The sequence below is a fragment of the Pseudomonas sp. GWSMS-1 genome (assembly GCF_049847425.1).
Taxonomy (GTDB): Bacteria; Pseudomonadota; Gammaproteobacteria; order Pseudomonadales; family Pseudomonadaceae; genus Aquipseudomonas.
Map to the genome: position 1 here is coordinate 1417809 of NZ_JBMHHV010000005.1, position 23960 is coordinate 1441768.

Annotated in this window: 20 protein-coding genes and 1 pseudogene; 12 read left to right on the forward strand and 9 right to left on the reverse strand. The window is 58.4% G+C overall.

Going from position 1 to position 23960, the window contains the following annotated elements; translation table 11 throughout:
- Positions 1–256 precede the first annotated feature (256 nt).
- Together xdhC and guaD are read left to right on the forward strand one after the other, a co-directional pair.
- Positions 257–1093 (forward strand): xanthine dehydrogenase accessory protein XdhC, encoded by an 837-nt coding sequence (gene xdhC, locus ACEPAJ_RS10155; RefSeq protein WP_425914733.1) that lies wholly within the window; start codon positions 257–259, stop codon positions 1091–1093.
- Positions 1094–1154: 61 nt separating this feature from the next.
- Positions 1155–2459 (forward strand): guanine deaminase, encoded by a 1305-nt coding sequence (gene guaD / locus ACEPAJ_RS10160; protein WP_425914734.1) that lies wholly within the window; start codon positions 1155–1157, stop codon positions 2457–2459.
- 86 nt (positions 2460–2545) lie between these two features.
- On the opposite strand, the gene ACEPAJ_RS10165 is transcribed toward guaD, so the two are convergent.
- Both ACEPAJ_RS10165 and ACEPAJ_RS10170 read right to left on the reverse strand, forming a co-directional pair.
- Positions 2546–2857: an SCP2 sterol-binding domain-containing protein gene (locus ACEPAJ_RS10165; protein ID WP_274086652.1), complete on the reverse strand. Its 312-nt coding sequence runs from the start codon at positions 2855–2857 to the stop codon at positions 2546–2548.
- A gap of 59 nt (positions 2858–2916) precedes the next feature.
- The gene (locus tag ACEPAJ_RS10170; RefSeq protein ID WP_425914735.1) at positions 2917–3627 is read right to left on the reverse strand and encodes a histidine phosphatase family protein; all 711 of its coding nucleotides are present in this window, start codon (positions 3625–3627) and stop codon (positions 2917–2919) included.
- A 210-nt stretch (positions 3628–3837) separates the two neighbouring features.
- Here ACEPAJ_RS10170 and sohB point away from each other — a divergent pair, with 210 nt between their 5' ends.
- Together sohB and ACEPAJ_RS10180 are read left to right on the forward strand one after the other, a co-directional pair.
- Positions 3838–4857, forward strand: a complete 1020-nt coding sequence (gene sohB, locus ACEPAJ_RS10175) for a protease SohB (RefSeq protein ID WP_425914736.1) — start codon at positions 3838–3840, stop codon at positions 4855–4857.
- Between the two features lie 25 nt (positions 4858–4882).
- On the forward strand, positions 4883–5872 hold the full coding sequence (locus ACEPAJ_RS10180) for a YhdH/YhfP family quinone oxidoreductase (RefSeq protein ID WP_425914737.1): 990 nt from the start codon (positions 4883–4885) through the stop codon (positions 5870–5872).
- 56 nt (positions 5873–5928) lie between these two features.
- Here ACEPAJ_RS10180 and ACEPAJ_RS10185 read toward each other — a convergent pair whose 3' ends face one another.
- The 5 genes from ACEPAJ_RS10185 to ACEPAJ_RS10205 form a co-directional block, all read right to left on the reverse strand.
- Positions 5929–6426, reverse strand: coding sequence for a DUF934 domain-containing protein (locus ACEPAJ_RS10185; protein ID WP_425914738.1), 498 nt, complete (start codon positions 6424–6426; stop codon positions 5929–5931).
- A complete protein-coding gene (locus ACEPAJ_RS10190) occupies positions 6410–8068 on the reverse strand; it encodes a nitrite/sulfite reductase (protein ID WP_425914739.1) in 1659 nt (552 codons plus the stop codon). Before ACEPAJ_RS10190 ends, ACEPAJ_RS10185 begins: the two co-directional genes overlap by 17 nt.
- Positions 8069–8523: 455 nt before the next feature.
- Positions 8524–9138 (reverse strand): hypothetical protein, encoded by a 615-nt coding sequence (locus ACEPAJ_RS10195; protein ID WP_425914740.1) that lies wholly within the window; start codon positions 9136–9138, stop codon positions 8524–8526.
- 7 nt (positions 9139–9145) lie between these two features.
- Positions 9146–9832 carry a methyl-accepting chemotaxis protein gene (locus tag ACEPAJ_RS10200; RefSeq protein WP_425914741.1) on the reverse strand — a complete coding sequence of 229 codons (687 nt, stop codon included), beginning with the start codon at positions 9830–9832 and terminating at the stop codon, positions 9146–9148.
- Complete coding sequence (locus tag ACEPAJ_RS10205; protein ID WP_425914742.1) at positions 9750–10781, reverse strand: cache domain-containing protein; 1032 nt, start codon at positions 10779–10781, stop codon at positions 9750–9752. The genes ACEPAJ_RS10200 and ACEPAJ_RS10205 overlap by 83 nt, the downstream gene beginning before the upstream one ends.
- Positions 10782–11110: 329 nt before the next feature.
- Here ACEPAJ_RS10205 and ACEPAJ_RS10210 point away from each other — a divergent pair, with 329 nt between their 5' ends.
- Together ACEPAJ_RS10210 and ACEPAJ_RS10215 are read left to right on the forward strand one after the other, a co-directional pair.
- Positions 11111–11941 carry an undecaprenyl-diphosphate phosphatase gene (locus ACEPAJ_RS10210; protein ID WP_425914743.1) on the forward strand — a complete coding sequence of 277 codons (831 nt, stop codon included), beginning with the start codon at positions 11111–11113 and terminating at the stop codon, positions 11939–11941.
- Positions 11942–12026: 85 nt separating this feature from the next.
- Positions 12027–12992, forward strand: coding sequence for an alpha/beta fold hydrolase (locus ACEPAJ_RS10215; RefSeq protein ID WP_425914744.1), 966 nt, complete (start codon positions 12027–12029; stop codon positions 12990–12992).
- Between the two features lie 95 nt (positions 12993–13087).
- On the opposite strand, the gene ACEPAJ_RS10220 is transcribed toward ACEPAJ_RS10215, so the two are convergent.
- Together ACEPAJ_RS10220 and ACEPAJ_RS10225 are read right to left on the reverse strand one after the other, a co-directional pair.
- Positions 13088–14674, reverse strand: coding sequence for an ABC-F family ATPase (locus ACEPAJ_RS10220; RefSeq protein WP_425914745.1), 1587 nt, complete (start codon positions 14672–14674; stop codon positions 13088–13090).
- A gap of 5 nt (positions 14675–14679) precedes the next feature.
- Complete coding sequence (locus tag ACEPAJ_RS10225) at positions 14680–14850, reverse strand: integrase (protein ID WP_425914746.1); 171 nt, start codon at positions 14848–14850, stop codon at positions 14680–14682.
- Positions 14851–15079: 229 nt separating this feature from the next.
- On the opposite strand from ACEPAJ_RS10225, the gene ACEPAJ_RS10230 reads away from it, so the two are divergent.
- From ACEPAJ_RS10230 to nahK, 6 genes and pseudogenes are all read left to right on the forward strand, one after another.
- The gene (locus ACEPAJ_RS10230) at positions 15080–15406 is read left to right on the forward strand and encodes a hypothetical protein (RefSeq protein WP_274086641.1); all 327 of its coding nucleotides are present in this window, start codon (positions 15080–15082) and stop codon (positions 15404–15406) included.
- Positions 15407–15594: 188 nt separating this feature from the next.
- Positions 15595–18030, forward strand: a complete 2436-nt coding sequence (gene pqqF, locus ACEPAJ_RS10235) for a pyrroloquinoline quinone biosynthesis protein PqqF (protein WP_425914747.1) — start codon at positions 15595–15597, stop codon at positions 18028–18030.
- A 315-nt stretch (positions 18031–18345) separates the two neighbouring features.
- Positions 18346–19530, forward strand: coding sequence for a porin (locus tag ACEPAJ_RS10240; RefSeq protein ID WP_425914748.1), 1185 nt, complete (start codon positions 18346–18348; stop codon positions 19528–19530).
- Positions 19531–19695: 165 nt separating this feature from the next.
- Entirely contained in the window at positions 19696–20088 is a 393-nt protein-coding gene (locus tag ACEPAJ_RS10245) for a hypothetical protein (protein ID WP_425914749.1), read from the forward strand.
- Between the two features lie 95 nt (positions 20089–20183).
- A pseudogene (gene nosP, locus ACEPAJ_RS10250) lies at positions 20184–21337 on the forward strand (nitric oxide-sensing protein NosP).
- Complete coding sequence (nahK, locus tag ACEPAJ_RS10255) at positions 21276–23918, forward strand: hybrid sensor histidine kinase/response regulator NahK/ErcS' (RefSeq protein ID WP_425914750.1); 2643 nt, start codon at positions 21276–21278, stop codon at positions 23916–23918. The pseudogene nosP and the gene nahK overlap by 62 nt, the downstream one beginning before the upstream one ends.
- The last annotated feature ends 42 nt before the right edge of the window (positions 23919–23960 follow it).

The window sequence follows — 23960 nt, forward strand, 5'->3', positions numbered from 1 at the left end:
ACCGCCGATCTGGTGGATGTGCTGCGCGACATCTACGCGCCCCGATCCACCCTACCTCGCGTAGGGTGGACAACCGCGAAGCGTTGTCCACCAAGGGCGTGAATGAACAACGAAGCAGGTGTACAACAATGACAAAACACACCGAAGCGAAACCGCAAACACCGCGACCAACTCCAGTGCCGATACTGGACCCGTCGCCAAGCAACTGGCGCTTACCACCACCCGGACAACTGCCACCCACCTGGAGGCTGAGCAAATGAGCTGGATCAGCGCCCTCGCCGAACTGCAGCAGCAAGGTCATCCTTGCGTGCTGGTGACTATCATCGAAGAACGCGGCTCAACCCCGCGTAACGCCGGCTCGAAAATGGTGGTCACCGCCGACCGCATTTTCGAAACCATCGGCGGTGGTCATTTGGAATACAAGGCGATGGAGCTGGCCCGCGAAATGCTCGCCTCGCGTAGCCAGGACACCCTCCTGGAGCGTTTCAGCCTCGGCGCCAGCCTCGGCCAATGCTGCGGCGGCGCCACCGTGCTGTTGTTTGAGCCTATGGGCCAGCCGCAAGCGCAGATCGCCGTTTTCGGTGCTGGCCATGTCGGCCGCGCCCTGGTGCCACTGCTCGCCAGCTTGCCGTGCAAGGTGCGCTGGATCGACTCGCGGGAAAACGAATTTCCTGATCAGATCCCTGCAAACGTCGACAAAGTGGTCAACGAAGAGGTGATCGACGAGATCGAACGCATGCCCGCCGGCAGCTACTTTATCGTCATGACCCACAACCATCAGCTCGATCTGGAGCTGACTGCAGAAATCCTCAAACGCAACGATTTTGCCTACTACGGCCTGATCGGCTCGCAGACCAAACGCGCCAAATTTGAACACCGCCTGCGTGATCGCGGATTCGATCCAGCCGTGGTAGCACGCATGCGCTGCCCGATGGGCCTGGCCGAGGTGAAAGGCAAGTTACCGGTAGAAATCGCCGTGTCCATCGCCGGCGAAGTAATCGCTACCTATAACGCTGCCTTTGGCCAAGAGAGCAAAAAGGGCCAACCCAGCGTTGCCAAGCTACTGCCCGCCTCTCGCCGCAGCCAGGCCTGACTATCTGCTCAGGCGCATACGCGCCTGAACGACCAAAACCATAGATTGAGATAAGCGTTACATGACTAGCCCAGTGAAAGCCTACCGCGCCGCCATCCTGCACAGCATCGCCGACCCGGCCGTGGTGGGCGTTGAGCAATCCTATGAATACTTTGAAGACGGCCTGCTGGTCATCGATAACGGCCAGGTGGCCAAAGTCGGCCACGCCGCAGACCTGCTACCCACGCTCAAGGGCGTGGACATCACCGAATACCACGATGCGCTGATCACCCCCGGCTTTATCGACACCCATATCCACTACCCGCAAACCGGGATGATCGCCTCCTACGGCGAACAGCTGCTGGATTGGCTGAACACCTACACCTTTCCCACCGAACAGCAGTTCGCCGACAAGGTCCATGCGGCGGAGGTGGCGGGTATTTTTCTCAAGGAACTGCTGCGCAACGGCACCACCACCGCGCTGGTATTCGGCAGCGTGCACAAGCAATCGGTAGACGCCTTCTTCGAGGCCGCCGAAGCGCTGAACCTGCGGATGATCGCCGGTAAGGTGTTGATGGACCGTAACGCCCCAGACTACCTGACCGACACCGCCGAGTCCGGCTACGCCGACAGCAAAGAGCTGATCGAGCGCTGGCACGGTAAAGGCCGCCTGCACTACGCGGTCACCCCACGCTTTGCCCCGACCAGCACCCCGGAACAACTGGAGTTGGCGGGCAAACTGTTCGGTGAATACCCAGATCTGTACATGCACACTCACCTGTCTGAGAACCGTAAGGAAATCGAATGGGTCAAGGCGCTGTTCCCTGAGCGTAAGGGCTACCTGGATGTGTACGATCACTTCAAACTGATTGGCGCGCGCTCGGTCTTCGCCCACGGCGTGCACCTGTGCGACGACGAGTGCAAGCGCCTGGCTGAAACTGGCTCGGCCGTGGCCTTCTGCCCGACCTCCAACCTGTTCCTCGGCAGCGGTTTGTTTGATCTGAATAAACTCGAAGAACATGGCGTACGCGTTGGCCTAGGCACCGATGTCGGTGCGGGCACCAGTTTCAGCCAACTGCAATCGCTGAACGAGGCGTACAAAGTGATGCAGTTGCAGGGCAAGAAGCTCGACCCATTCAAGTCGCTGTACCTGGCCACCCTAGGCGGTGCCAACGCGCTGTACCTGGACGACAAGATCGGCAACTTCCTGCCCGGCAAAGACGCCGACTTCGTGGTGCTCGACTACAACGCCACGCCGCTGATCAGCTACCGTATGCAGCAAGCCAAAAGTCTCGATGAGCGCTTGTTCGCACTGACCATGCTCGGTGATGACCGCGCCATCAAGCAAACCTTCGCCGCCGGTCAGTCGGTGCATTGTCGTGATTGAACCGTAGGCGGGGCCGCGGTTTGTATAAAACGCGAGCAATAAAAAACCGGAGCCAAGGCTCCGGTTTTTTATTGCTGAGTTGCTGCTTAAACCGGGAACAGTTCGCCCAGTTTCATGGCCAGCATCATGTCGCCTTCGGCGCGCAGTTTTCCGGACATAAAGGCTTGCATGCCGTCGGTTTCGCCGCTGGTTATGCCTTTCAGGGTTTCGGTGTCCATGATCAGGGTCACGCTGGCGTTAGGGTTGTCGCCTTGCTCAACGGCACAGGTGCCGTCCTTGACGATCAGGGCGTAGTTTTCGCCATCTTCGATGTTGAATTGGAACACCAGGTCCAGGCCTGCAGCGGCACCGGCGTTGAATTTGGACTGCATGGTATTGACGATGTCTGCAACGCTCATGGTTTATTCCTTTTTCTCAGGTTTTTCTAGCGCCCTTAATGGGTGCAGTGGGCCGCAGCTCAACGGTAAGTGATGAGCTCCGGCGCCTTCAACAGCTGTAAATGCACATGGCTGTTGAAGGAAGCCAGGCTCACTTGGCTGCCGCGAAACTTCAGCCAGCTCAGTGAGGTATTAACAATTTGCCAGTTCAGCTCAAACGCTTGAGCAGGCGGTATGCCGGTAATCAAGTGCAGCAGCGCGGTGATGGTGCCGCCGGAGGTAAACACGGCGATATTCTGTTTGCTGCCTGCTTGTTCCAGCAGACGGCTGAGGCCACCTTGCACCTGCTCGACGAACGCTTGCCAGCTTTGTAGCTCTGGCTTGTCGTGCTCGCCCGAAATCCAGCGGCCAATCAGCTCAGCGAACAGGCGCTGAAACTCAGCGCGGTTATTCGCGCCATTCCGCAGGATATGCAGGGCTTCTGGTTCTTCACCGAGTATGTCCGGGAGCAGGGCGCGGATTACCGCGTCGGCATCGAACTCATTAAATGCCGGATCGGTTTCCTGCGGCGGAACCGCAATGCCAGCCGCGCGCAACTGCTGCAGGGCGCTGTCGGCCGTATGCTGCTGGCGACGCAGGCTGCCACTGACGCTGCGATCAAGGCGCGTGTCGAGTTGCGCGAGGTGTGCACCCAGCACTTCGGCCTGGCGAATACCGATGGGCGATAGCACATCGTAATCGTCTGCACCGAAGGAGGCTTGGCCATGTCGAATCAGGTAGATGCTGCCCACGTCCGCTGGTTTCCGGTACGGTGAAAGTTTCGCGAGGGTATGGGGAAGCTCAAGGGCTGTCAACGTAAAAACATACGCTTGTTTGAATTGCATTGACGCGCTGAATGCCCAAGGCCTTGCTTGCTGGTCGCCAACCGATGGCCTCGGTATGCTTGCGGAGAATCAGCGTTAACGATTTGCGGGCGCTGCCATCGGGGTAAGGGGGAATTCGTGGAGTTTTTTGCAGAGTACATTGGCTTTCTGGCTAAGACAGTGACCTTGGTTGTTGCCATTCTCGTCGTGCTGGTGGCGATTGCTGCACTGCGCAGCAAGGGCCGTCAGCGCACTGGCGAACTGCAGGTGAACAAGCTCAATGACTTCTTCAAGCAGTTGCAGCAGCGCATGGAGCACGCGGTGCTCGACAAAGAGCAACTGAAAGCTGCGAGCAAAGCTGAAGCCAGGGCTGCAAAGCAGGAAAAAAAGGCCGCTGTTCACAAACCGCGCGTTTATGTGCTGGATTTCGATGGCGATATCAAAGCCTCGGCCACCGACAGCCTACGTCACGAGATTACTGCCTTGCTGAGCATGGCCACGCCGCAGGATGAAGTGGTGCTGCGCCTGGAAAGCGGCGGTGGCATGGTGCACAGCTATGGTTTGGCCTCTTCGCAGTTGGCGCGCATTCGCCAGGCGGGCGTGCCGCTAACTATCTGCATTGATAAGGTCGCGGCCAGTGGCGGCTACATGATGGCCTGCATCGGTGAGAAGATTATCTCCGCGCCGTTCGCCATTCTCGGCTCGATTGGCGTGGTGGCGCAGTTGCCTAACGTGCACCGGTTACTGAAAAAGCATGACATCGACTTCGAGGTGCTGACCGCCGGCGAATATAAGCGCACCCTGACGGTATTCGGTGAGAACACCGACAAGGGCCGGGAGAAGTTTCAGGAAGACCTGGAAGCCACCCATGAGTTGTTCAAGGGCTTTGTTGCGCGCTACCGGCCGCAGCTGGATATCGATCAAATTGCCACCGGTGAAGTTTGGCTCGGCTTAACAGCGCTGGAAAAGCAGCTGGTCGATGAACTCAAGACCAGTGACGAATACCTGGCAGAACGGGCGAAGAGCGCCGAGTTGTTTCATTTGCACTATGCCGAGAAGAAAACCCTGCAGGAGCGCGTTGGATTGGCGGGCAGCGTTGCGCTAGACCGTTTTGTCCTGAACTGGCTGAGCCGGTTGAGCCAACAGCGCTTCTGGTAATCGATCCGTCATACAGAGGAAGAGCATGAGCAAGTTCAGTGCATTGCAGGCCCGTGAAAGTGCAGCGGGTGGTTTCGAACAGGTGATTGTGCAGCGTGAGATCGACGACTTGCCGGCCGGTGAACTGCTGATTCGAGTTAAGTATTCGTCACTCAATTACAAGGATGCCTTGTCTGCCACTGGCAATCGCGGCGTCACCAAAAGCTTCCCGCATACCCCAGGTATTGATGCCGCCGGTGTGGTGGAAGCTTCTAGCGTGGCTGAGTTCAGTGCTGGCGATGAGGTGATCGTCACCGGTTATGACTTGGGCATGAACACCTCGGGTGGTTTTGCCCAATACATCCGTATTCCCGCTATCTGGGCGCTGAAACGGCCCAAGGGCTTATCGCTGCGTGAGGCCATGGTGCTCGGTACTGCTGGTCTGACTGCCGCGCTATGTGTCGACAAGCTTGAACAAAGCGGGCTAACGCCGGATGCGGGTACCGTTCTGGTGACGGGGGCCACCGGAGGGGTTGGCAGCGTTGCGGTGGCGTTGCTGACTACCCTGGGTTATCGGGTGGCGGCATCGACCGGTAAAGCGGAGCAGGGCGATTACCTCAAAGCGCTGGGCGCGCAGCAGATTGTCCTGCGTTCCGAGCTGCTGGAGGGCACCGATAAGCCAATGCTCAAGGAGCAGTGGGCCGGTGCGGTGGATTGCGTAGGCGGGGATCTGCTGTTTAACGTGGTCAAATCGCTGCGCTATGGTGCTAGCGCTGCCTGTTGCGGCCTGACGGCTGGCGTGGGCTTTAAGGGCAGTGTGCTGCCGTTTATCTTGCGTGGGGTGAATCTGCTGGGGGTCGACTCGGTCGAGCTGCCGCTGGTGGTCAAGGCGTCGATGTGGGACAAGCTGTCGCTGCAGTGGAAGGTCAATCTGGATGTGCTGGTCAGCGAAGTGACGCTTGAGCAGCTACCGGCAGCCATTGCGCAGGTGCTGGCGGGTAAGCAAGTAGGGCGCGTGCTGGTCAATTTGGGCTAAATAACGCGGATATGAAAAGGCCCGGATTACCGGGCCTTTTGCGTTGCAGCGCTGACTTAGGCGCGGCGGCGGAACAGCGGCAGCGGCTGGTCCGTGGAGGCCTGGTAGACCTCGCTGAACTCCTCAAAGGCTTTCAGCGCGTCCAGCGGGTCTTTGTCCTCACGCAGGGCGAAGGCATCGAAGCCTACGCGCAGGTAGGAGAACAGCTGGTCGCGCAGCACATCGCCGATAGCACGCACTTCACCGGTGTAACCGTAGCGGTTGCGCAACAGGTAGGCGGTGGAGCAGTGGCGGCCATCGGTGAAAGCAGGGAAATTCAGCGCGATCACCTGAAAATTATCCAGCTGGTCGGCAATTTCCTCGATTTCCTCACCCGCATCCAACCACACACCCAGGCCGCCATCGCGGGCCTTGAGCGCGGTGCTGTGTTCAACCCAAAGACCCAGTGGAACGATCAGGTCGTCGCAGTTGGAAATACCGTCCAACGTGGCATCTTTGGGCAGCAGGTGCCAGCTTTCATCGACCAGCTGGCCGTTCTTAATGATTCGCTGCATAAACGCGCTCCTTGAACGGTGCAACACCGATACGGCGGAAGGTGTCGAGGAAACTCTCTTCGTCAGTACGGCGCTCGACATAGACCTTGACGATCTTGTCGATCACGTCAGCCATGTCCGCTTCGGCGAAGGATGGGCCGAGGATCTGCGCCAGGCTGGCATCACGCCCAGCGCTGCCGCCGAGCGATACCTGGTAGAACTCCTGGCCTTTCTTGTCCACCCCGAGAATGCCGATATGGCCGACGTGATGGTGACCACAGGCGTTCATACAACCGGAGATGTTTAGGTCAATTTCGCCAATGTCGAACAGGTAATCCAGGTCATCAAAGCGGCGCTGGATGGCTTCGGCAATCGGGATCGACTTGGCGTTGGCCAGCGAGCAGAAGTCGCCACCCGGGCAGCAGATGATGTCAGTCAACAGGCCCACGTTTGGCGTGGCGAAACCATGTTCGCGCAGCTCGCCCCAAAGGGTGAACAGCTGGGCTTGTTCGACGTCGGCCAGAATGATGTTCTGGTTATGGCTGTTGCGCACTTCACTGAAGCTGTAGCGATCAGCCAGATCGGCGATGGCATCAAACTGCTTGTCGGTGACATCGCCCGGCGCCACGCCGGTCGGCTTGAGCGACAGAGTCACGGCCACATAGCCCGGTTTTTTGTGGGCGAAGGTATTGCGCTGACGCCAGCGGGCAAAGCCAGGATGCTCGGCATCCAACGCTGCAAGCGCGACGTCCTGGTCGTCGAGGGCTTTGTAGCTGGGGTCGATAAAGTGCGCGGCAACACGCGCCACTTCAGCTTCAGTCAGGGTGGTCGGGCCGTCTTTCAGGTGCGCCCATTCAGCATTCACGCGCTCGGCGAACACTTCAGGGGTCAACGCCTTAACCAGAATCTTGATCCGCGCCTTGTACTTGTTATCACGACGGCCATAGCGGTTGTACACACGCAGGATGGCATCGAGATAACTGATCAGGTGCTGCCACGGCAGGAATTCGTTGATAAAGCTGCCAACGATCGGCGTACGGCCCAGGCCGCCACCGACGGACACACGGAAGCCCAGCTCGCCGGCGGCGTTCTGCACTGCTTCCAGGCCGATGTCGTGCACCTCGACTGCAGCGCGATCACTGACTGCACCGTTAACCGCAATCTTGAACTTGCGCGGCAGGTGGGTGAACTCAGGGTGGAAGGTCGACCACTGGCGGATGATCTCGCACCACGGACGCGGGTCGATGAGTTCATCCTTAGCCACACCGGCAAATTGGTCGGTAGTGGTGTTACGAATGCAGTTGCCGCTGGTCTGAATCGCGTGCATCTGCACGGTGGCCAGCTCGGCAAGAATGTCGGGAACATCCTCCAGGTCCGGCCAGTTGAACTGCACGTTCTGGCGGGTACTGATGTGCGCATAGCCCTTGTCGTAGTCGCGGGCAATCTTGGCCATCATGCGCACCTGTGCAGATGACATCAGGCCGTATGGCACGGCAACGCGCAGCATGGGCGCAAAGCGTTGAATGTACAGGCCATTCTGCAGGCGTAGCGGGCGGAATTCTTCGCCGCTCAGTTCGCCAGCCAGGTAACGGCGGGTCTGATCGCGGTACTGCTTAACGCGGTCTTCGACGATTTTTTGGTCGTACTGGTCGTATACGTACATGGAGTGTCCTGTTATCAGGCTTTTTACAGCTAATCAGCGCGCACGGCCGCGCAGTCCTGGCGGAGGCGGAGGCGGAGGCGGAGGAAGATACCAGCTCGGAGTTATGCGCAAAAGTGATGTTTGAGTATATGGAAAGAACTTAATGGGATAAGCACGCCGCTGAACATCGCTGCCCGGCTTGAGCAAGCGAGTGCGCTGGTCTTAACTGCATTAGGCGATTCACCTATAAACATAACAAGAGGGGTAGTCCATGACCGAACATAGCGAGCCGGACAGCACTGACAGCGCAGTCGATGCCAAGGCTATTTTTGCCTTGATTGTAATCTTCGTCGTCAGCGCAGTATTTTGGGTCAGCCAGCAATAGCGGTTGCAGCTCCGACTTTTTGCGATAAATAACAAAGCGGGCCTTCGGTAACGAGGGCCCGTTTTTGTGTGGGTTAAACCAACGCCCTGTATTAGCAGGTGAGGCTGTCGGCCTGGCGATAGAGCATAAGAAGCTTGCGGGTGATGGTCTGCTGAATATCGTCACGCTCAAAGGTCGACAGGCGAGTCAGGCGGCTGACTTGTAAACGGTGCAGGTGGATGTAGGGCATTTGCTGATTAAACTCACGCAAATCGCCTTTGATCATGATCGGCAGGAAGATATCACCGGCTTTTTTCTGGTTGCTGATGATTTGCGCTAAGGCCGGTTTAAATTGCATTGTCTTTGGTGCCGGGCCGCGTTCCTTGATCATGGTCGTCAGCAGCAGTCCTGGCTTTTTCAATACCACGCCGGGTAGCACGCACAGCCCAGTCTTGCGTATTGCCTGAGCTTCAATGCCGTGCAGGGTGTCGTGGAAAGCGTACGGATTGGGCAGCACTACCATCTTGCGGCCCAGGTCGCTGGGGAAGTGCAGGTCGTAGTTGGTATACAGCTGGCGCGTCGACTCCGAGTAAACGCACAGGCGGTTCTCGAACAGCTTGATAAAACGCTCGGCCAGCTCGCGCCGGGCGATGTTGTCCAAGTCCCAGATCAAGTCTTGATTCTGTGGTTTGCTCAGGTCGACTTCCTGGTGTTCCATGCTGCTCATGTATTCCTTATACCCGGAACTGACTCAGCAGCCGGTTTAGCTGTTCAGCCAACTGGCCCAGGTGTTGCCCGGCATCGCTGGATTGTTGCGCGGCCAAGGCATTGTCATGCGCCAGGCTGGCCGCTTGGGTGACGTTCTGGTTGATGTCCTCGACCACATGCGATTGTTGCAGCGTCGCGCTGGCGATGGACGCGTTCAAGCCGCTGAGGTTACGCAGCCCGCTGGCGATCTGCGTGAGGCTGGCACCTGCCAGGCTAGCCTGCTCGATGGTCAGCTGGGAGGCTTTGCTGCTGTCATGGATGACCTTGACCGCCGCTTCCGAGTTGCCTTGCAGGCGTTCGATCATCACCTGGATTTCCGCCGTGGATTTTTGCGTGCGTTGTGCCAGAAGACGCACCTCGTCGGCCACTACGGCAAAGCCGCGACCCTGCTCGCCGGCACGGGCCGCTTCAATGGCGGCGTTGAGTGCCAGCAGGTTGGTCTGTTCGGCAATTGAGCGAATCACCTCCAGTACACTGCCAATCTGCGTGCTTTCTTGGGCCAGCGCCTGAATCACCGCCACGGCCTGGTCAATCGTGCCGGACAGCTCGTTAATTTGCCGCAGGCTGGCCTCAATATTTTGCTGGCCCTGAGTGGCCTGGTCTTCGGCGGCATGCACTTCGCTGGAGGCGTGCTCGGCGTTTTTTCGCCACATCCTGCACTCCGTAGGTCACCTCGTTGATGGCTGTGGCAACCAATTCCATCTGTTGCGATTGCTGTTCGCTGTGCTGTTGTGACTGGCCGGATATCTGTCCCAGTTCTTTGGCAGCGACATCAAGCTGGCTGGCGGAGTCGAGAGACTGTTTGATCACCAGGCGCAGTTTGTCGGTAAACGCATTGAAGTGGCGGGACAGGGCGCTCAGCTCATCGTTGCCGTGGGTGTCGAGGTTGCGCGTCAGATCGCCATCGCCGCTGGCGATATTGGCCATCGCGCTGACGGCTTGCTGCAGCGGTTGGGTGATGCTGCGCACGATCAGTACCACCAATAAAATCAGCAGCGCAGCAATCACCAGCCCAATCGCGAGGGTATTGAGCGCCTGGGTTTTAAACTCAGTCTGCACGTCATCTACATAGACGCCGGAACCGATGATCCAACCCCATGGCTGAAAGAGTTGCACGTAGGAGATCTTGGGCACTGGCTCACTTGCCCCGGGCTTGGGCCAGCGGTAATCAACTTGACCCGCACCCTGGCTCTTGCTGATGGCCACCATCTCATTGAATAGCGCCTTGCCGTCTGGATCTTTGAAGCCAGACAGGTTCTGGCCTTCCAGTTTGGGGTTAGTCGGGTGCATGACCATTACCGGTGTCTGGTCATTGATCCAGAAATATTCCTGGCCGGCGTAGCGCAGGCCGCGGATCGTTTCCATTGCCTGCTTCTGTGCGTCTTCGCGGGACAGGCTGCCTGCAGCTTCCAAACTTTGATAGTGCTGTAAAATGCCCGCCGCGCTCTGCACCACGTGCTGGGTCTTTTCTGCCTTGGCGGCGTAAAGATCAGTGCGAATTTGCTTGAGCAACAAGGCGCCCTGAATAACTAGCATGGCGATAGCCACCACCAGAATTAGCCATAAACGGCGGTTGATCGGCAGGCTGCGCAAGCTATTCATAGCGTTTTTCTTCCTTTTTGAGTTTCGGCATTTGCTCGCTTCTTATAGGTTAAGAACATTGCTTTTCTACCTTAGACCTTAGGCTAATAGTCGGGTAGTTAAGGTGCAGTATTTGCTAATGCCTAAAGCTTTACGTGGCTGTACAGCATCTGAGTGCGGCGCGCACAAAGGTTCTCTGTTAGGATTTTCGTCGTTACGGGTTAAGTATGTGATTTGCCTGTTTTTTCTGTTCGCCCGGAACCCTTTTTACGGCGGGTAGTCCGACAGCCCTTGCGTATTCATCGTCATAATGTGTTGTTCGTGCTGAAAGGCACGTTTTAGGAGTGGGGATGGATCTTTGGGTTGCTGTTCAGGCACTGATTCTGGGCATCGTTGAAGGCATTACTGAATTTTTGCCAATTTCTAGCACCGGACACCAGATCATCGTGGCTGACCTGATCGGTTTTGGCGGTGAGCGGGCGATGGCCTTCAATATCATCATCCAGCTCGGGGCGATTCTGGCGGTGGTATGGGAGTACCGACGCAAAATTATCGGCATTGTTGTTGGGTTGCCTAAAGAGCCTCAAGCGCAACGCTTTACCGCCAATCTGCTGATCGCCTTTCTGCCGGCTGTGGCGCTAGGTGTGCTATTTGCCGACCTTATCCATCACTACTTATTCAACCCCATCACTGTGGCGCTAGCACTGGTGGTGGGCGGGGTGATCATGCTGTGGGCTGAGCGGCGTACGCACTTGGTCCACGCCGAGAGCGTGGATGAGATGACCTGGCAAGATGCGCTGAAGATCGGCTTCGCCCAATGCCTGGCGATGATTCCGGGTACTTCACGCTCTGGCGCGACGATCATTGGTGGCCTGTTGTTCGGCCTTTCGCGCAAAGCGGCGACCGAGTTTTCGTTCTTTCTGGCCATGCCGACGATGGTGGGCGCTGCTGTTTACTCCGGCTACAAGTACCGCGATCTGTTTCAGGCCAGCGACTTTCCGGTATTTGCCATTGGCTTTGTCACCTCGTTTATCTTCGCCATGATTGCGGTGCGGGCGCTGCTCAAGTTTATCGGCAACCACAGCTACGCAGCTTTCGCCTGGTATCGCATTGGCTTCGGCTTGCTGATTCTGGCGACCTGGCAGCTGCAGTGGATTGACTGGAGCACCGTGCAAAGCTGACTGCTGCTGCCGTATTCGGCGGGTGAATAAGGGCGCATCTTCGGGTGCGCCTTTGTCATAGTAGCCGCAGATAACGGAGACGCATATGGATCAGCTTGAGCATCAAATACTCCAGGTCAACGGGATCGACCTGAGCCTATACAGTGCCGGCCCTAAAATGGGCCGAGCGGTCTGGCTGCTGCACGGTTTTCCTGAGTGTTGGCATTCTTGGCGACAGCAGATTGCGCCTTTGGTGGCGGCGGGTTATCGCGTACTCATCCCTGAAATGCGCGGCTATGGCCAGAGCAGCGCGCCGCGCGATCCTGCCGCCTATGACCTGTTGACCGTCTGCGCCGACATCCAGGCCGCCATGGACCAACTCGGCCAGCAGCAAGTGTGTGTGGTGGGCCACGACTGGGGCGCGCCTATTGCCTGGCACCTGGCTTTGCTTGAGCCTGATCGGGTTATGGCGGTGGTTGGGATGGCGGTGCCGTTTGGCGGTCGGCCGAAGCAGCCTGCCATCGACATCATGCGCCAGCTGTATGCCGAGCGCTTTCATTACATCCTGCACTTCCAGGAGCCTGGTGTAGCCGAGGCGGAAATGGATGCCGACATACCGCGCACCCTGCGCATGATGATGTACAACACCTCCGCCGCCGCGCCTAAGGATCACTTTCTGCAGGAAAAACCAGCAGGGGCCGGGTTGTTTGATGGCATGCACGATCCCGCCACGTTGCCTGCTTGGTGCGATAACGCGGCATTCGAGCACTACCTGAGTGCTTTTGAGGGGCGCGGCTTTTACGGCGCGCTCAATTGGTACCGTAACTTCGAGCGTAACTGGCAGCGTACCGAGGCCCTGGCTGACCGGCAGATCGAGCAGCCGGCGCTGTTTTTGCTCGGTGATATGGATCCAGTCGGCACACTCGAAGCCTACACGCTGAAGCAGATGCCCAAGCGCATCGCCCACCTTGAGCAGCATGTGCTGAAAGATTGCGGCCACTGGATTCAGAACGAGCAGGCTGAGCAGGTGAATAAGCTGCTCGCAGATTTTCTCCGTCGCCACTACGCCTAAGTCAGACGCACCCAAAAAAGCCCCGCCCACAGATTCTGTGAGCGGGGCTTTTTCTTCGCCGTTTAGCCGGCGCTAAGCAGGTTGTTCGCCAGCTTTTAGACGATCACGCCTTGGCTGCGCAGGTAGTCGTCGTAAGTGCCGCTGAAGTCAGTGATGCCGTTGGCCGACAGCTCGATGATGCGCGTGGCCAGGGAACCGACGAATTCACGGTCGTGGCTGACGAAAATCAGCGTGCCGGGGTAGTTTTCCAGCGCCAGGTTGAGCGCTTCGATGGACTCCATATCCAAGTGGTTGGTCGGTTCGTCCATCACCAGCACGTTGGGCTTTTGCAGGATCAGCTTGCCGAACAGCATGCGGCCTTGCTCACCACCGGAGATGACTTTTACCGACTTGAGGATGTCATCGTTGCTGAACAGCATGCGCCCCAGCGTGCCACGGATCATCTGCTCGCCGGTGGTCCACTGGCCCATCCAATCGAACAGGGTGTCGTCGCGTTCGAAGTCGTGGGCGTGGTCCTGGGCGTAGTAGCCCAGCTCTGCGCTATCGGTCCATTTCACGCTACCGGCATCCGGGGTCAGTTCGCCGACCAGGGTGCGCAGCAGGGTGGTTTTACCGATACCGTTCGGGCCGATAATTGCCACGCGCTCGCCGGCTTCAACTTGGAAGCTGAAGTTCTTGAACAGCGCTTTGCCGTCGAAGCCTTTGGCCATTTTGTCGATCATCACGGCCTGGCGGTGCAGCTTTTTGTTCTGTTCAAAACGAATGAACGGGCTAACGCGGCTGGACGGCTTAACCTCGGTCAGCTGGATCTTGTCGATCTGCTTGGCGCGCGAGGAGGCTTGCTTGGATTTCGACGCGTTGGCCGAGAAGCGGCTCACAAAGCTTTGCAGCTCGTTGATCTGCGCTTTCTTCTTGGCGTTGTCGGACAACAACTGCTCGCGCGACTGAGTGGCTGCAGTCATGTACTCATCGTAGTTGCCTGGGAACAGGCGCAGCTCGCCGTAATCCAGGTCAGCCATGTGGGTGCACACGCTGTTCAGGAAGTGACGGTCGTGAGAGATGATGATCATGGTGCTGTTGCGCTGGGTGAGGATGTTTTCCAGCCAGCGGATGGTGTTGATGTCCAGGTGGTTGGTTGGCTCATCGAGCAGCAACACTTCCGGATCGGAGAACAATGCCTGCGCCAGCAACACGCGCAGTTTCCAGCCCGGCGCAACTTCACTCATCGGGCCAAAATGCTGCTCCAGCGGAATACCCAGGCCGAGCAGTAACTCGCCGGCGCGGGATTCAGCGGTGTAGCCGTCCATTTCCGCGAACTCACCTTCGAGCTCGCCGACTTTCATGCCGTCTTCTTCGCTCATTTCCGCCAGCGAATAGATACGGTCGCGCTCGGCTTTGACCGCCCACAGCTCTTCGTGACCCATGATCACGGTGTCGATCACCGTAAATTCTTCGTAGGCAAACTGGTCCTGGCGCAGCTTACCCAGGCGAACATTCGGCTCCAGCATCACCTGGCCACCGGATGGCTCCAGATCATCACCGAGAATTTTCATAAAGGTCGACTTGCCACAGCCGTTGGCCCCGATCAGGCCGTAACGATTGCCACCGCCAAATTTGACGGAAACGTTCTCGAAAAGTGGCTTGGCGCCGAATTGCATGGTGATGTTAGCGGTGGAGATCAAAAGTCTTACCTATCAATGACTTGCGGCTTGCTGAATGGTGTTGATAGCGATTGGATACCAATATTCAGCTGTTCCAGTTTGCTCCAGACGGAGCTTGAGTTGATCCAGCGGGCGCACATCGACACCAACATCAGGGCGTTACGGCCCAATGGCTGAGTGATCAATGCGGGGTTCATACCGGATATTCGGCGCATTGTCGCATAGGTATGGCGGCAGTTATATGGCAGCGCTCTGCGCGGGTTCGCCGAAGTACCCTGCGCTTACAGCGTGAGCCCGGGTCTTGGCCCATACCGCTCACATGGACAAGTCAACTGTCCGACAAGCTGACTTTGTTTAGTTGAGGCCCTTTGTCCTGCAGCCGAACCGTGTAGAATTCGCGCCCCCAAAAATGCAGGAGACAACACGTTGGCAATTCATTACTCCACGCTTCAGGACAATGTTGCATGCGGGCGAACAGGATTGAGCCTAAAAAGTACTCAGGATGTTACTCAGGTTTCATGCAAGCTTTGCCTGCGCACCGTTGAAAAGGGCGCTGCAGAGCCAGTACGCAAAACACCCACCCTCGCCGAACTGCGCGCGGCGGCAAAAGCCGCGAAAGCTGCCCAGTTAGCGGCTGAAACGGCGAAGCCGAAATCCACCTTGAGCCCTCGCGCTGCATGGTTGCAACGGCTGCAACAACTGCCTGGTACAAACCGCATGCCGCGCGGCGTCGCTAAACAGGCATTTATCTAAGCGCGGCGACTCTAAATAGAAGCGCTAGAACTGCCGCAGCGGGCGATGCAGGGATAGGCACTGACTACTTCTAAAGAACAATTGTGCTGCACTGTTAGGCAGTCGATCCTCGTTCTTTCATGTTTGCTACGGCTTTGTCCGTTATGCCCAATCTGCCTGCTTGCACCTCTGACCAGAGCATAGAACCGGTGAGCCGTCATCTGGATAACGGCTTGCCGGTCATGCTGCTCAGCCAACCTTGGTTAAGCCATGCAGCGTTGTGTTTGCGGGTCAATGCCGGCAGTCATGACGAGCCGCTGGCTTATCCCGGCTTGGCACACTTTCTCGAGCATTTGCTGTTTCTTGGCGGTGAAGGATTTACCGCTGAGCAGCGCCTCATGCCGTTTGTGCAAGCCTGTGGCAGGCACGTGAATGCGACCACACAGGCGCGTTACACCGAATATTTCTGTGAAGTACCGGCGGCGTCCCTGGACGGCGCGCTGGCACGGCTGCTGGATATGGTTGCCCAGCCGATTTTGGCGGAGGTTGACCAGGTCCGCGAACGTGAAGTGGTGCATGCGGAGTTTATTGCCCGTGGTCAGGATGCCGATACCTTGCTCAGTGCCGCGTTGGGGCAGGTGTTGGCTGATGGCCATCGCTGCGCGGTGTTCCAAGCGGGTAATCGCGATAGCCTGCCGGTAGCCGAGGTGGCGTTCCAGCAGGCGCTGCGGGCTTTCCATCGGGCGTTCTATCACGCCGGTAATTGCCAACTGAGCATCGTTGCGCCGCAGCCGATTGAGCAACTTTACGCCTTGGCGCAATGTCATGGGCGGGTTGTGGCCGATGCGATGGCGACGCCACGTGCGTCACCGGTGCCGATGTTGCCATGGCGTACTGCGCATCTACGCCTGAACCTGCCTGGTGCAATGGACAGCCTGCATCTTGGCTTTGCCTTGGATTTGACCGAGGCCTCAGCAGTTAAAACCTTGGCCTGGCTGCAAAGCTGGTTATTAGATGAAAGCTCTGGGGGGCTGCTTGCAGGCTTGCGCGAGCATGGTTTGGCTGAGGGGCTGCAAGTACAGGTGCCTTACTGCTATGGCGGTCAGGCCTTGCTGCTGTTGAGTGCGCGCGGTGTGGCATCAGCGCCTGACTGCGTAGCTTTGCTGTTGGATTGGCTGGCTTTTGTTAATACACATGCTGACCCTGCGCGTTGCCTCGACAGCTATCTGCAGATTCAGCCTCATCGCCTGCATGGTATGACGCCACTGGCCTTGGCGCGTTACTGGCAAGAGTCGTCGCACGCTGACGCTGAAACGCTAAGCATGCTCTTGCAGCAATTGCAGGAGCCGCTGCGCCGGTGCTTAGTGACGGCGGATAACGGCGTATTGCCGGACTGGCCTGGTGCGGGCTTTCCCTTGCGTATGGCGTTTGCTCCCGCATTGTCATTACCGGCCCTACGCGGTTGCTGGCAGTTGCCTGGGCACAATCCCTTACTTTTACCGGCGCAGCAGCTGGGCGCGGTGCTGAAGGTTTCAGCTGGCTTGGCCTGGCTACCCGGGCCCAAGGTCGTTACTGGCCAGCCTGTTCCTATGGCCGCCTGGCACGCTCGCTGCTGCTTTACCGAACCACTTGAGGCTGAGCTGTTGCTTGGGCTGGCGCAGGTTAGCTTGCGCGAGATTCGCCAGCACCTGGCTCAGCTCGGCATTAACCTGACCCTGGATGCCGAGGCCGCCAGCTTGAGTGTGTGTTTGCAGGGCAGTGCCAGCTTGCTGCCACGTGCGATAGCACTGCTCATGCCGGCACTACTGCACGCTGATGCTGCACACTGGCGCTCAGCCATTGCAGGTGTAGCGCTTGAGCGGCAGGCCATGCCAATCCGTCAGCTCCTGGCGAATTGCAGCGAGTTATTCCGGCGCCAGCCTGTCGATACCGCCAGGCTTGATTTGGCAGCGCTGCAGCAGCGCTATCGTCAGGTGCGCGTCGATGCGCTTGGTGTAGGGCTGGATGTGGGGGGACAACAGCAGGTTGAAGCGCTTTTTAGCGCAGTTCACCCACTGTCGGTGTCAGCCAGTTTGGCCTCTGTTGCCGCTGGGCAGCATTGGCGGACCTTGGCGGCAGAGGGCGAGTCGGCGCTATTGCTGTTTTGCCCGCAGCCCGATGACTCGGCGGTGACCGAGGCTTGCTGGCGCGTGCTTGGGCATCTGCATCAGGGCGCGTTCTATCAGCGCCTGCGCAGTGAGCTGCAGCTGGGGTATGCGGTGTTTTGCAGCTACCGGCAGATCCATGGCCGGCGTGGGTTGCTGTTTGGCGTGCAGTCACCGAGCTGCAATGGCGCGGCGATTGTTGAGCATATTCAGGCATTTCTGCAGGCGCGTAACGCCTGCTTACTTGAGCTGAACCACGCCGCATTGGCCTGTGCCACTGATGCCTTGAGTCGTCAGTGGCAGGTGCAATCGCGCAGCAGCGAAGGGCTGGCTGAGCAAGCCTGGCAGGCGCATCTGGCGGGCTTGTCCGCAGAGCATGGCGACACTGTGCAATTGGCGCTGCAGCAGCTAGATCCGGACGCCGTACTGCAAGCGCAGCAGGCGCTGAGTCAGGCCGTTGGCGGCTGGTATGTGCTGAGCAACCAAACGCCGCCCTGCTAAATCTGCCGCAAAGCCACACCGAGTAATGCCCAGGCGCCGCCGTGCGCCACTTCCTGAGCCTATGTTTTTTTATGCGCTATTTACGGCGGGCGTTGTGCTGCCTGTGAATTAGTCCTTCTACGACCTTGGGTGACCATCCTTGTGGCTTGGCTCTATTGGCCAGTCAGTCCTACATCGTTTCGCTGCACACCCTAGGCCGCTCCAAAGCAGCAAGCAAACAGCGCTATTGCAGCGTATGGCGGCTGTCCGGGCTTTTCGATAATCGCCTCCGACCTGACTGACCATTGCCGGTCGTCCCTTCCAGCGGAGAGTGTTATGAACAACAAGAAGATCGCCAGCACCCGATTCCTGCCCCTGACCTTGGCTGCCACCATCGCGATGCTGAGCGCTCAGCAGGCCGCCGCCGAGATCGTCCTGTATGACCAGGACGACACCACCTTTTCCACCGACGGTTATATCAATGCCTTTTATGTGACCAGCGATGTTGACCGCGAAGGCGAGCAATTCGACCGCCGTCAATCGCGGGTGAAAATGGGCTTTTTGCCAAACTGGATTGGTTTCAACTTCGGCAAGCAGATCGATGGCCTGCAGCTCGGCGGACGTTCGTCGTTCTGGGTCACCATCAACGACAGTGAAACCAACGGCACCGACACCGCCATCGACGTTCGTCAGTTCTACGGCACCGTGGCCAGCCCGGAGTGGGGTGAAGTGCTGGTCGGTAAGGACTTCGGCCTGTTCTCGCGCTCGAATATTTTCCTTGATGAGTTGCTGGCCGGCTACGGCAACGTCAGCGATACCCTGGGCCTGGTCGATGGCACGGGCGTCTCGTTCGGCAATATCGGCACTGGCTACCCGTACCCGTTCCCGACGTCGCAGATCACTTACCGCAACAACAACCTTGCCGAAGGCTTGCGCGTTGCTGTGGGCATTATGGACCCGGTAGACACCAACGATGACAGCGCCGTGGGCAAGTCCTATCAGGAAGAGCCGCGCTTCGAGTCGGAGGTCAGCTACCAGTTTGACCTGGGCGGGGCAACCATCTACTCCTGGCTCAACGGCGCGTACCAAACCTCGGAAAACACCGACAGCACTGTTGATACCGTGACATCCCAAGGCCTGGGCTATGGGGTACAGGCGAAGATGGCGGGCTTTTCGGTGACCGCTTCTGGCTTCCAGGCTGAGGGCATCAATCCATTCTTTACCAACAACCTGGGTGAACCGACGCTGCGTGAAATCGATAGTGACGGCTACTTGCTGCAAGGCTCGTACACCTTTGGCAAAAACCGTGTCGCACTGTCTTACGGCAAGACCGAAGATGACGGCAACGGTTTGGGCACTGCCGCCGATTACGAGACCCGCGGTGTCGCCTACTTCCGCACCATTAACGACAACCTCAAGCTGGTTGCCGAATACAACCAGTACGAGATTGATGCGGCTCAGGGCAGTGGCCTGGGTGAAGACACCAACACCTTTGCGGTGGGTGCCGTACTTAACTGGTAAGCAGGCCGTTCAGGCCGGGCAGAAGTTGCCCGGCTTTACCTGGAGGTTGCCATGCACCTGGATGTACTGCTGATCCTGCTGCCCTGCAGTGGCGTATTGCTGGCGCTGCCCATCGTGTTAATGCGCTGTCTATAACCCGCAAGATTTGTATTCAAGGACGACCTGATGCTCGGCTTATGGAGTGCTTACGCCCCGCAGTACCTGCTGATTCTGGCGCTGGCGACCACCCTGGTGTTTGCCTTGCCGATTTTCTGTACCCCGCTGATTTGGGCCCGTTTGATGGGCTGGAAGATTCCGACCCATACCGATCTGGCCGTGTACTTCGGCCGCTGTCTGGGCGCCTTTATTCTGATTCTCGAAGCCATGATGCTACGCGCGGGGCTGACCGGTGAGGCCATTCACGTGGTCTTCGAGATGCTCGCGGCAGTCGCCGTGATGATGGTCATCGTCCACGTCTATGGCGCTCTGCGGCGTATTCAGCCGCTCAGTGAAACCCTGGAGATTGGCTTCTATAGCGCCATGCTGGCCCTGACGCTGCTGTTCTGGCCCGCTACTTAGGGATTAGTCCTGCGCTACTCAAGTGGCATGGGGCAGCGCCGGTTAGCTTCGTAGAATATCCCCATGAATTAAAGTGTTTTGCATTGGGGGCCGCTATGCCGCATACGCTTACCGAAGGTGTGGTGACCGCCACCTCTAACGCCACGGAAGTTGAACTGGTGGCCCAGGAGTTAGCCCGCCAGCTGATTCATCCGCATCTGGGCTTCGTGTTATTTTTCTGCTCGGCTGAATATGACCTGCAAGGGCTCGGTGAGTCGCTGGATCAGTACTTCGGCGGCATCAAGCTGGTGGGGTGCACAAGCGCCGGTGAGATCACCGCCGAGGGGTATGACCGTGGTTGCGTCAGTGCCATCGGTTTTGATCACCGCAGTTTCTCGATTGCCAGCGCGCTGATCGACGAAATGGAGCGCTTCAGCCTGATTGATGCGCAGCAACTGGTCGAGCGCCTGGTCAGTGATTGCCGCAACAACGAGCTGGCCAGCATCAAGGGTCACAGCTTCGCCCTGACGCTACTCGACGGTTTGTCCAGCCGTGAGGAAGTAGTGCTGGGGCACTCAGCGCGGCGTTAGGCAGCATTCCGCACTTTGGTGGCTCAGCCGGTGACGACAACCACCTGACCCACACCCACGTTTATTACAACGGCGAGTTCCACACCGGAGCCGCCGTGGTGGTGCTGTTCAATACCTGGCTGGATTTCGAGGTGTTCAGTACCCACCACATTTTGCCGCGCACCGAGAAGCTGGTGGTGACCCGCGCCGACAGCACCAGTCGCACTGTTTATGAACTCAATGCCGCCCCGGCAGCGCAGGAGTATGCGCAGCTGATCGGCGTGCCGCTGAGTGAGCTGAATCACTGCCTGTTTGCCGCTCATCCGCTGGCTGTGCGCATTGGTGGGCAGTACTACGTGCGCTCCATCCAGCGAGTTAATGATGACCTCAGTTTGACCTTTTACTGCGCGGTGGAGAACGGCATCGTGCTGACTGCCATGCAGCCAGGGCCGCTGCTGCCAGACCTGCAGAGCGTGTTTGACGGGTTGCGCGAGCGCCTCGGGCCGTTGCTGCTGACCATTGGTTGCGACTGTTTTTTACGCCGTATGGAAATCGAAGGACGTGATGGCGTTGAAGCCATTTCGACTTTTTTGCGCAGCCAGAAGGTGATTGGGTTCAACACCTACGGAGAGCAGTTCAATGGCATGCATATCAACCAGACCTTTACCGGAGTCGCCATTGGTCGCCCCACTCACGGCTGATGCGGCCGAGCTGCAGGCGCGTTGCCTGGAGCTGGAGCGGCAGAACACTAAGCTGCGGCAGATCAACAGCGCGCTGATCGAGCGGGTCGAGTCGGCGCACTCTCGCGGTGATGATGCCTATGCCGCGTTTCAACATTCGGTGGTGTTGGCCGAACAGGTGCGTGAACGCACCGATGCGCTGAACCAGGCCATGGCCGAACTGAAATCCAGCAATCAGCTGCTGAGCGATGCGCGCCTGCGGGCGGAAACGGCCCACCATCATCTGATTGATGCGATCGAGAGCATTTCCGATGCCTTTGTCTTGTTCGACCGTGAGCAACGCATTGTGCTGTTCAACAGCCGCTTCAAATCGTTCTGGGCGGGCAGCCGGGCACGTATCTCCGCCGGCACGCGCCTGGCGGAGATCAAACGCCTAAGCAAAAGTACTGGGCTGGTGGTTGAGGAGCAGCGCAGCAACCGCGATGACAACATGCTCTACCGCTTGCAGGACGGGCGCTGGGTACAGGTCAGCGAGCGGCCGACCCGTGAGGGCGGGCTGGTGATCCTCTACACCGATATCACCGAGGTCAAACTCAACGAAACCATGCGCCGCGAACAGGCCCTGGCGCAGAAGTCGCGGCTGTTACAACGGGCCATGGATAACCTGTCTCAGGGCATGGCGATGGTCAACGCCGAGGGCCAGTTGGAGTTGTGGAACCACCGCTTTCTCGACCTCTGCGGCCTGGCCCCGATCAATGCCCACCGGCCGTTTGCCGAGGTCATGGCCGACAGTGAGCTGGCGCTGCTAACGCCCGCCAGCCGCGACGCCAACGGCAAGCAGATCGAGGAAATGGAACTGTGCCTGTTCGATGGGCGCATGCTCGAAGTGCGCACCCATCCGCTGCCCACCGGTGGCTTCGTCAATACCTTCACTGACATCACCGAGCGCCACCGCCACGCCAAGGCGCTAAGCGAGAGCGAGCGCTGGATTCGTCTGATTACCGACCACGTTCCGGCGCTGATTGCCTACCTCACGGCTGATCTGACTTATCAGTTCACCAACAAGGTGTACGAGGAATGGTACTGCTGGCCGCGTGGCGCAATGCTCGGGCAGAGCCTGCGTGTGGTGCACCCGGAGGAGCACTGCCGGCGCCTGGAACCGTTTATTGAGCGTGCGCTGTCTGGCGAAAGCGTGACCTTCGAGTTTGCCGAAACCAATCACAACGGCCAGGAGCGTTACATGCTGCGCTCCTATGTGCCCAATCGGTTGGCCTGCGGCGAGGTGGTCGGGATCTTTGTGCTGATCCGCGATATCACTGAGCGCCGGCGTACCGCTGAAGCGCTGCACCAGGCCTACCAACACCTTGAGCAACGGGTGCGTGAGCGCACCGCCGAGCTGACTGATCTGAACAACCAGCTGCGCCGCGAGATTGATGAGCGCACACAGATGGAAGCGCGCCTGCGTGAAGCCAAGGGCGAGGCGGAGCAGGCCAACCTGTCGAAAACCAAGTTCCTCGCCGCCGTCAGTCATGACCTGCTGCAACCACTCAACGCGGCGCGCCTGTTCACCAGCGCGCTGATGGAGAAACGTGAGCTGGTGGAGAGCGCCAGCCTGGTGCGCAATGTCAGCAACTCGCTGGAGGATGTTGAAAGCCTGCTGGGTACCCTGGTCGACATTTCCAAACTAGATGCAGGGGTGATCAAAGCCGACATTGCGCCTTTTGCGGTCAGCGAGTTATTGGAGAATCTGGCCGCCGAATATCACCAGATCGCCGGCAGTGAAGGCCTGCAACTGGACTTTGTGCCCAGCTCGGCGGTGGTGCACAGCGACATTCAGCTGTTGGCGCGCATTCTGCGCAACTTGCTCAGCAATGCCATCCGTTACACCAGCAGTGGGCGCATTTTGCTGGGTTGCCGGCGGCGTCGGCAAAGCGTGTCGATTGAGGTGTGGGACACCGGCATGGGCATCGCCGAAGACAAGCTGGAGGAGATCTTCCAGGAATTCAAACGAGGCGACGTGGCGCATTTGAAGCACGACCGCGGGCTTGGCCTCGGGCTGGCCATCGTCGATAAGATCGCCCGTATCCTGGGCCATCGTATCCGTGTGGCGTCATGCCAGGGCAAGGGCTCAGTGTTTGCCATTGAGGTGCCGTTGAGCACACGTGCGCCGCGCGCGCGCGCGGTGCATGACACGCCAAACCTACTGCTGGAGCGCCTCAGTGGGTCACGGATCTGGGTGTTGGATAACGATGCGGCGATCTGCGCCGGCATGCGCACCTTGCTGGAAGCCTGGGGGTGTCAGGTGGTGACCGCTTTGTCGGAAGAGGACTTGGCGCGCCAGGTGGATAATTACCATGCTGATGCCGACCTGCTGATCGCCGACTATCACCTTGATGATGACCATAACGGGGTGGATGCCGTGGCCCAAATCAATGCCCGGCGCAGCTCACCCTTGCCAGCACTGATGATCACTGCCAACTACAGCAACGAGCTCAAGCAGCAGATGCGCGAGTTGGGCCATACCTTGATGCACAAACCGGTGCGGCCGATGAAGCTAAAAACCGCTATCAGCCATCTACTGGACCGCAGCGTAGCGGGTTAGCCACACCTTTAGCGCGCCGGCTTCTTTACCGGGCTGCGCTAA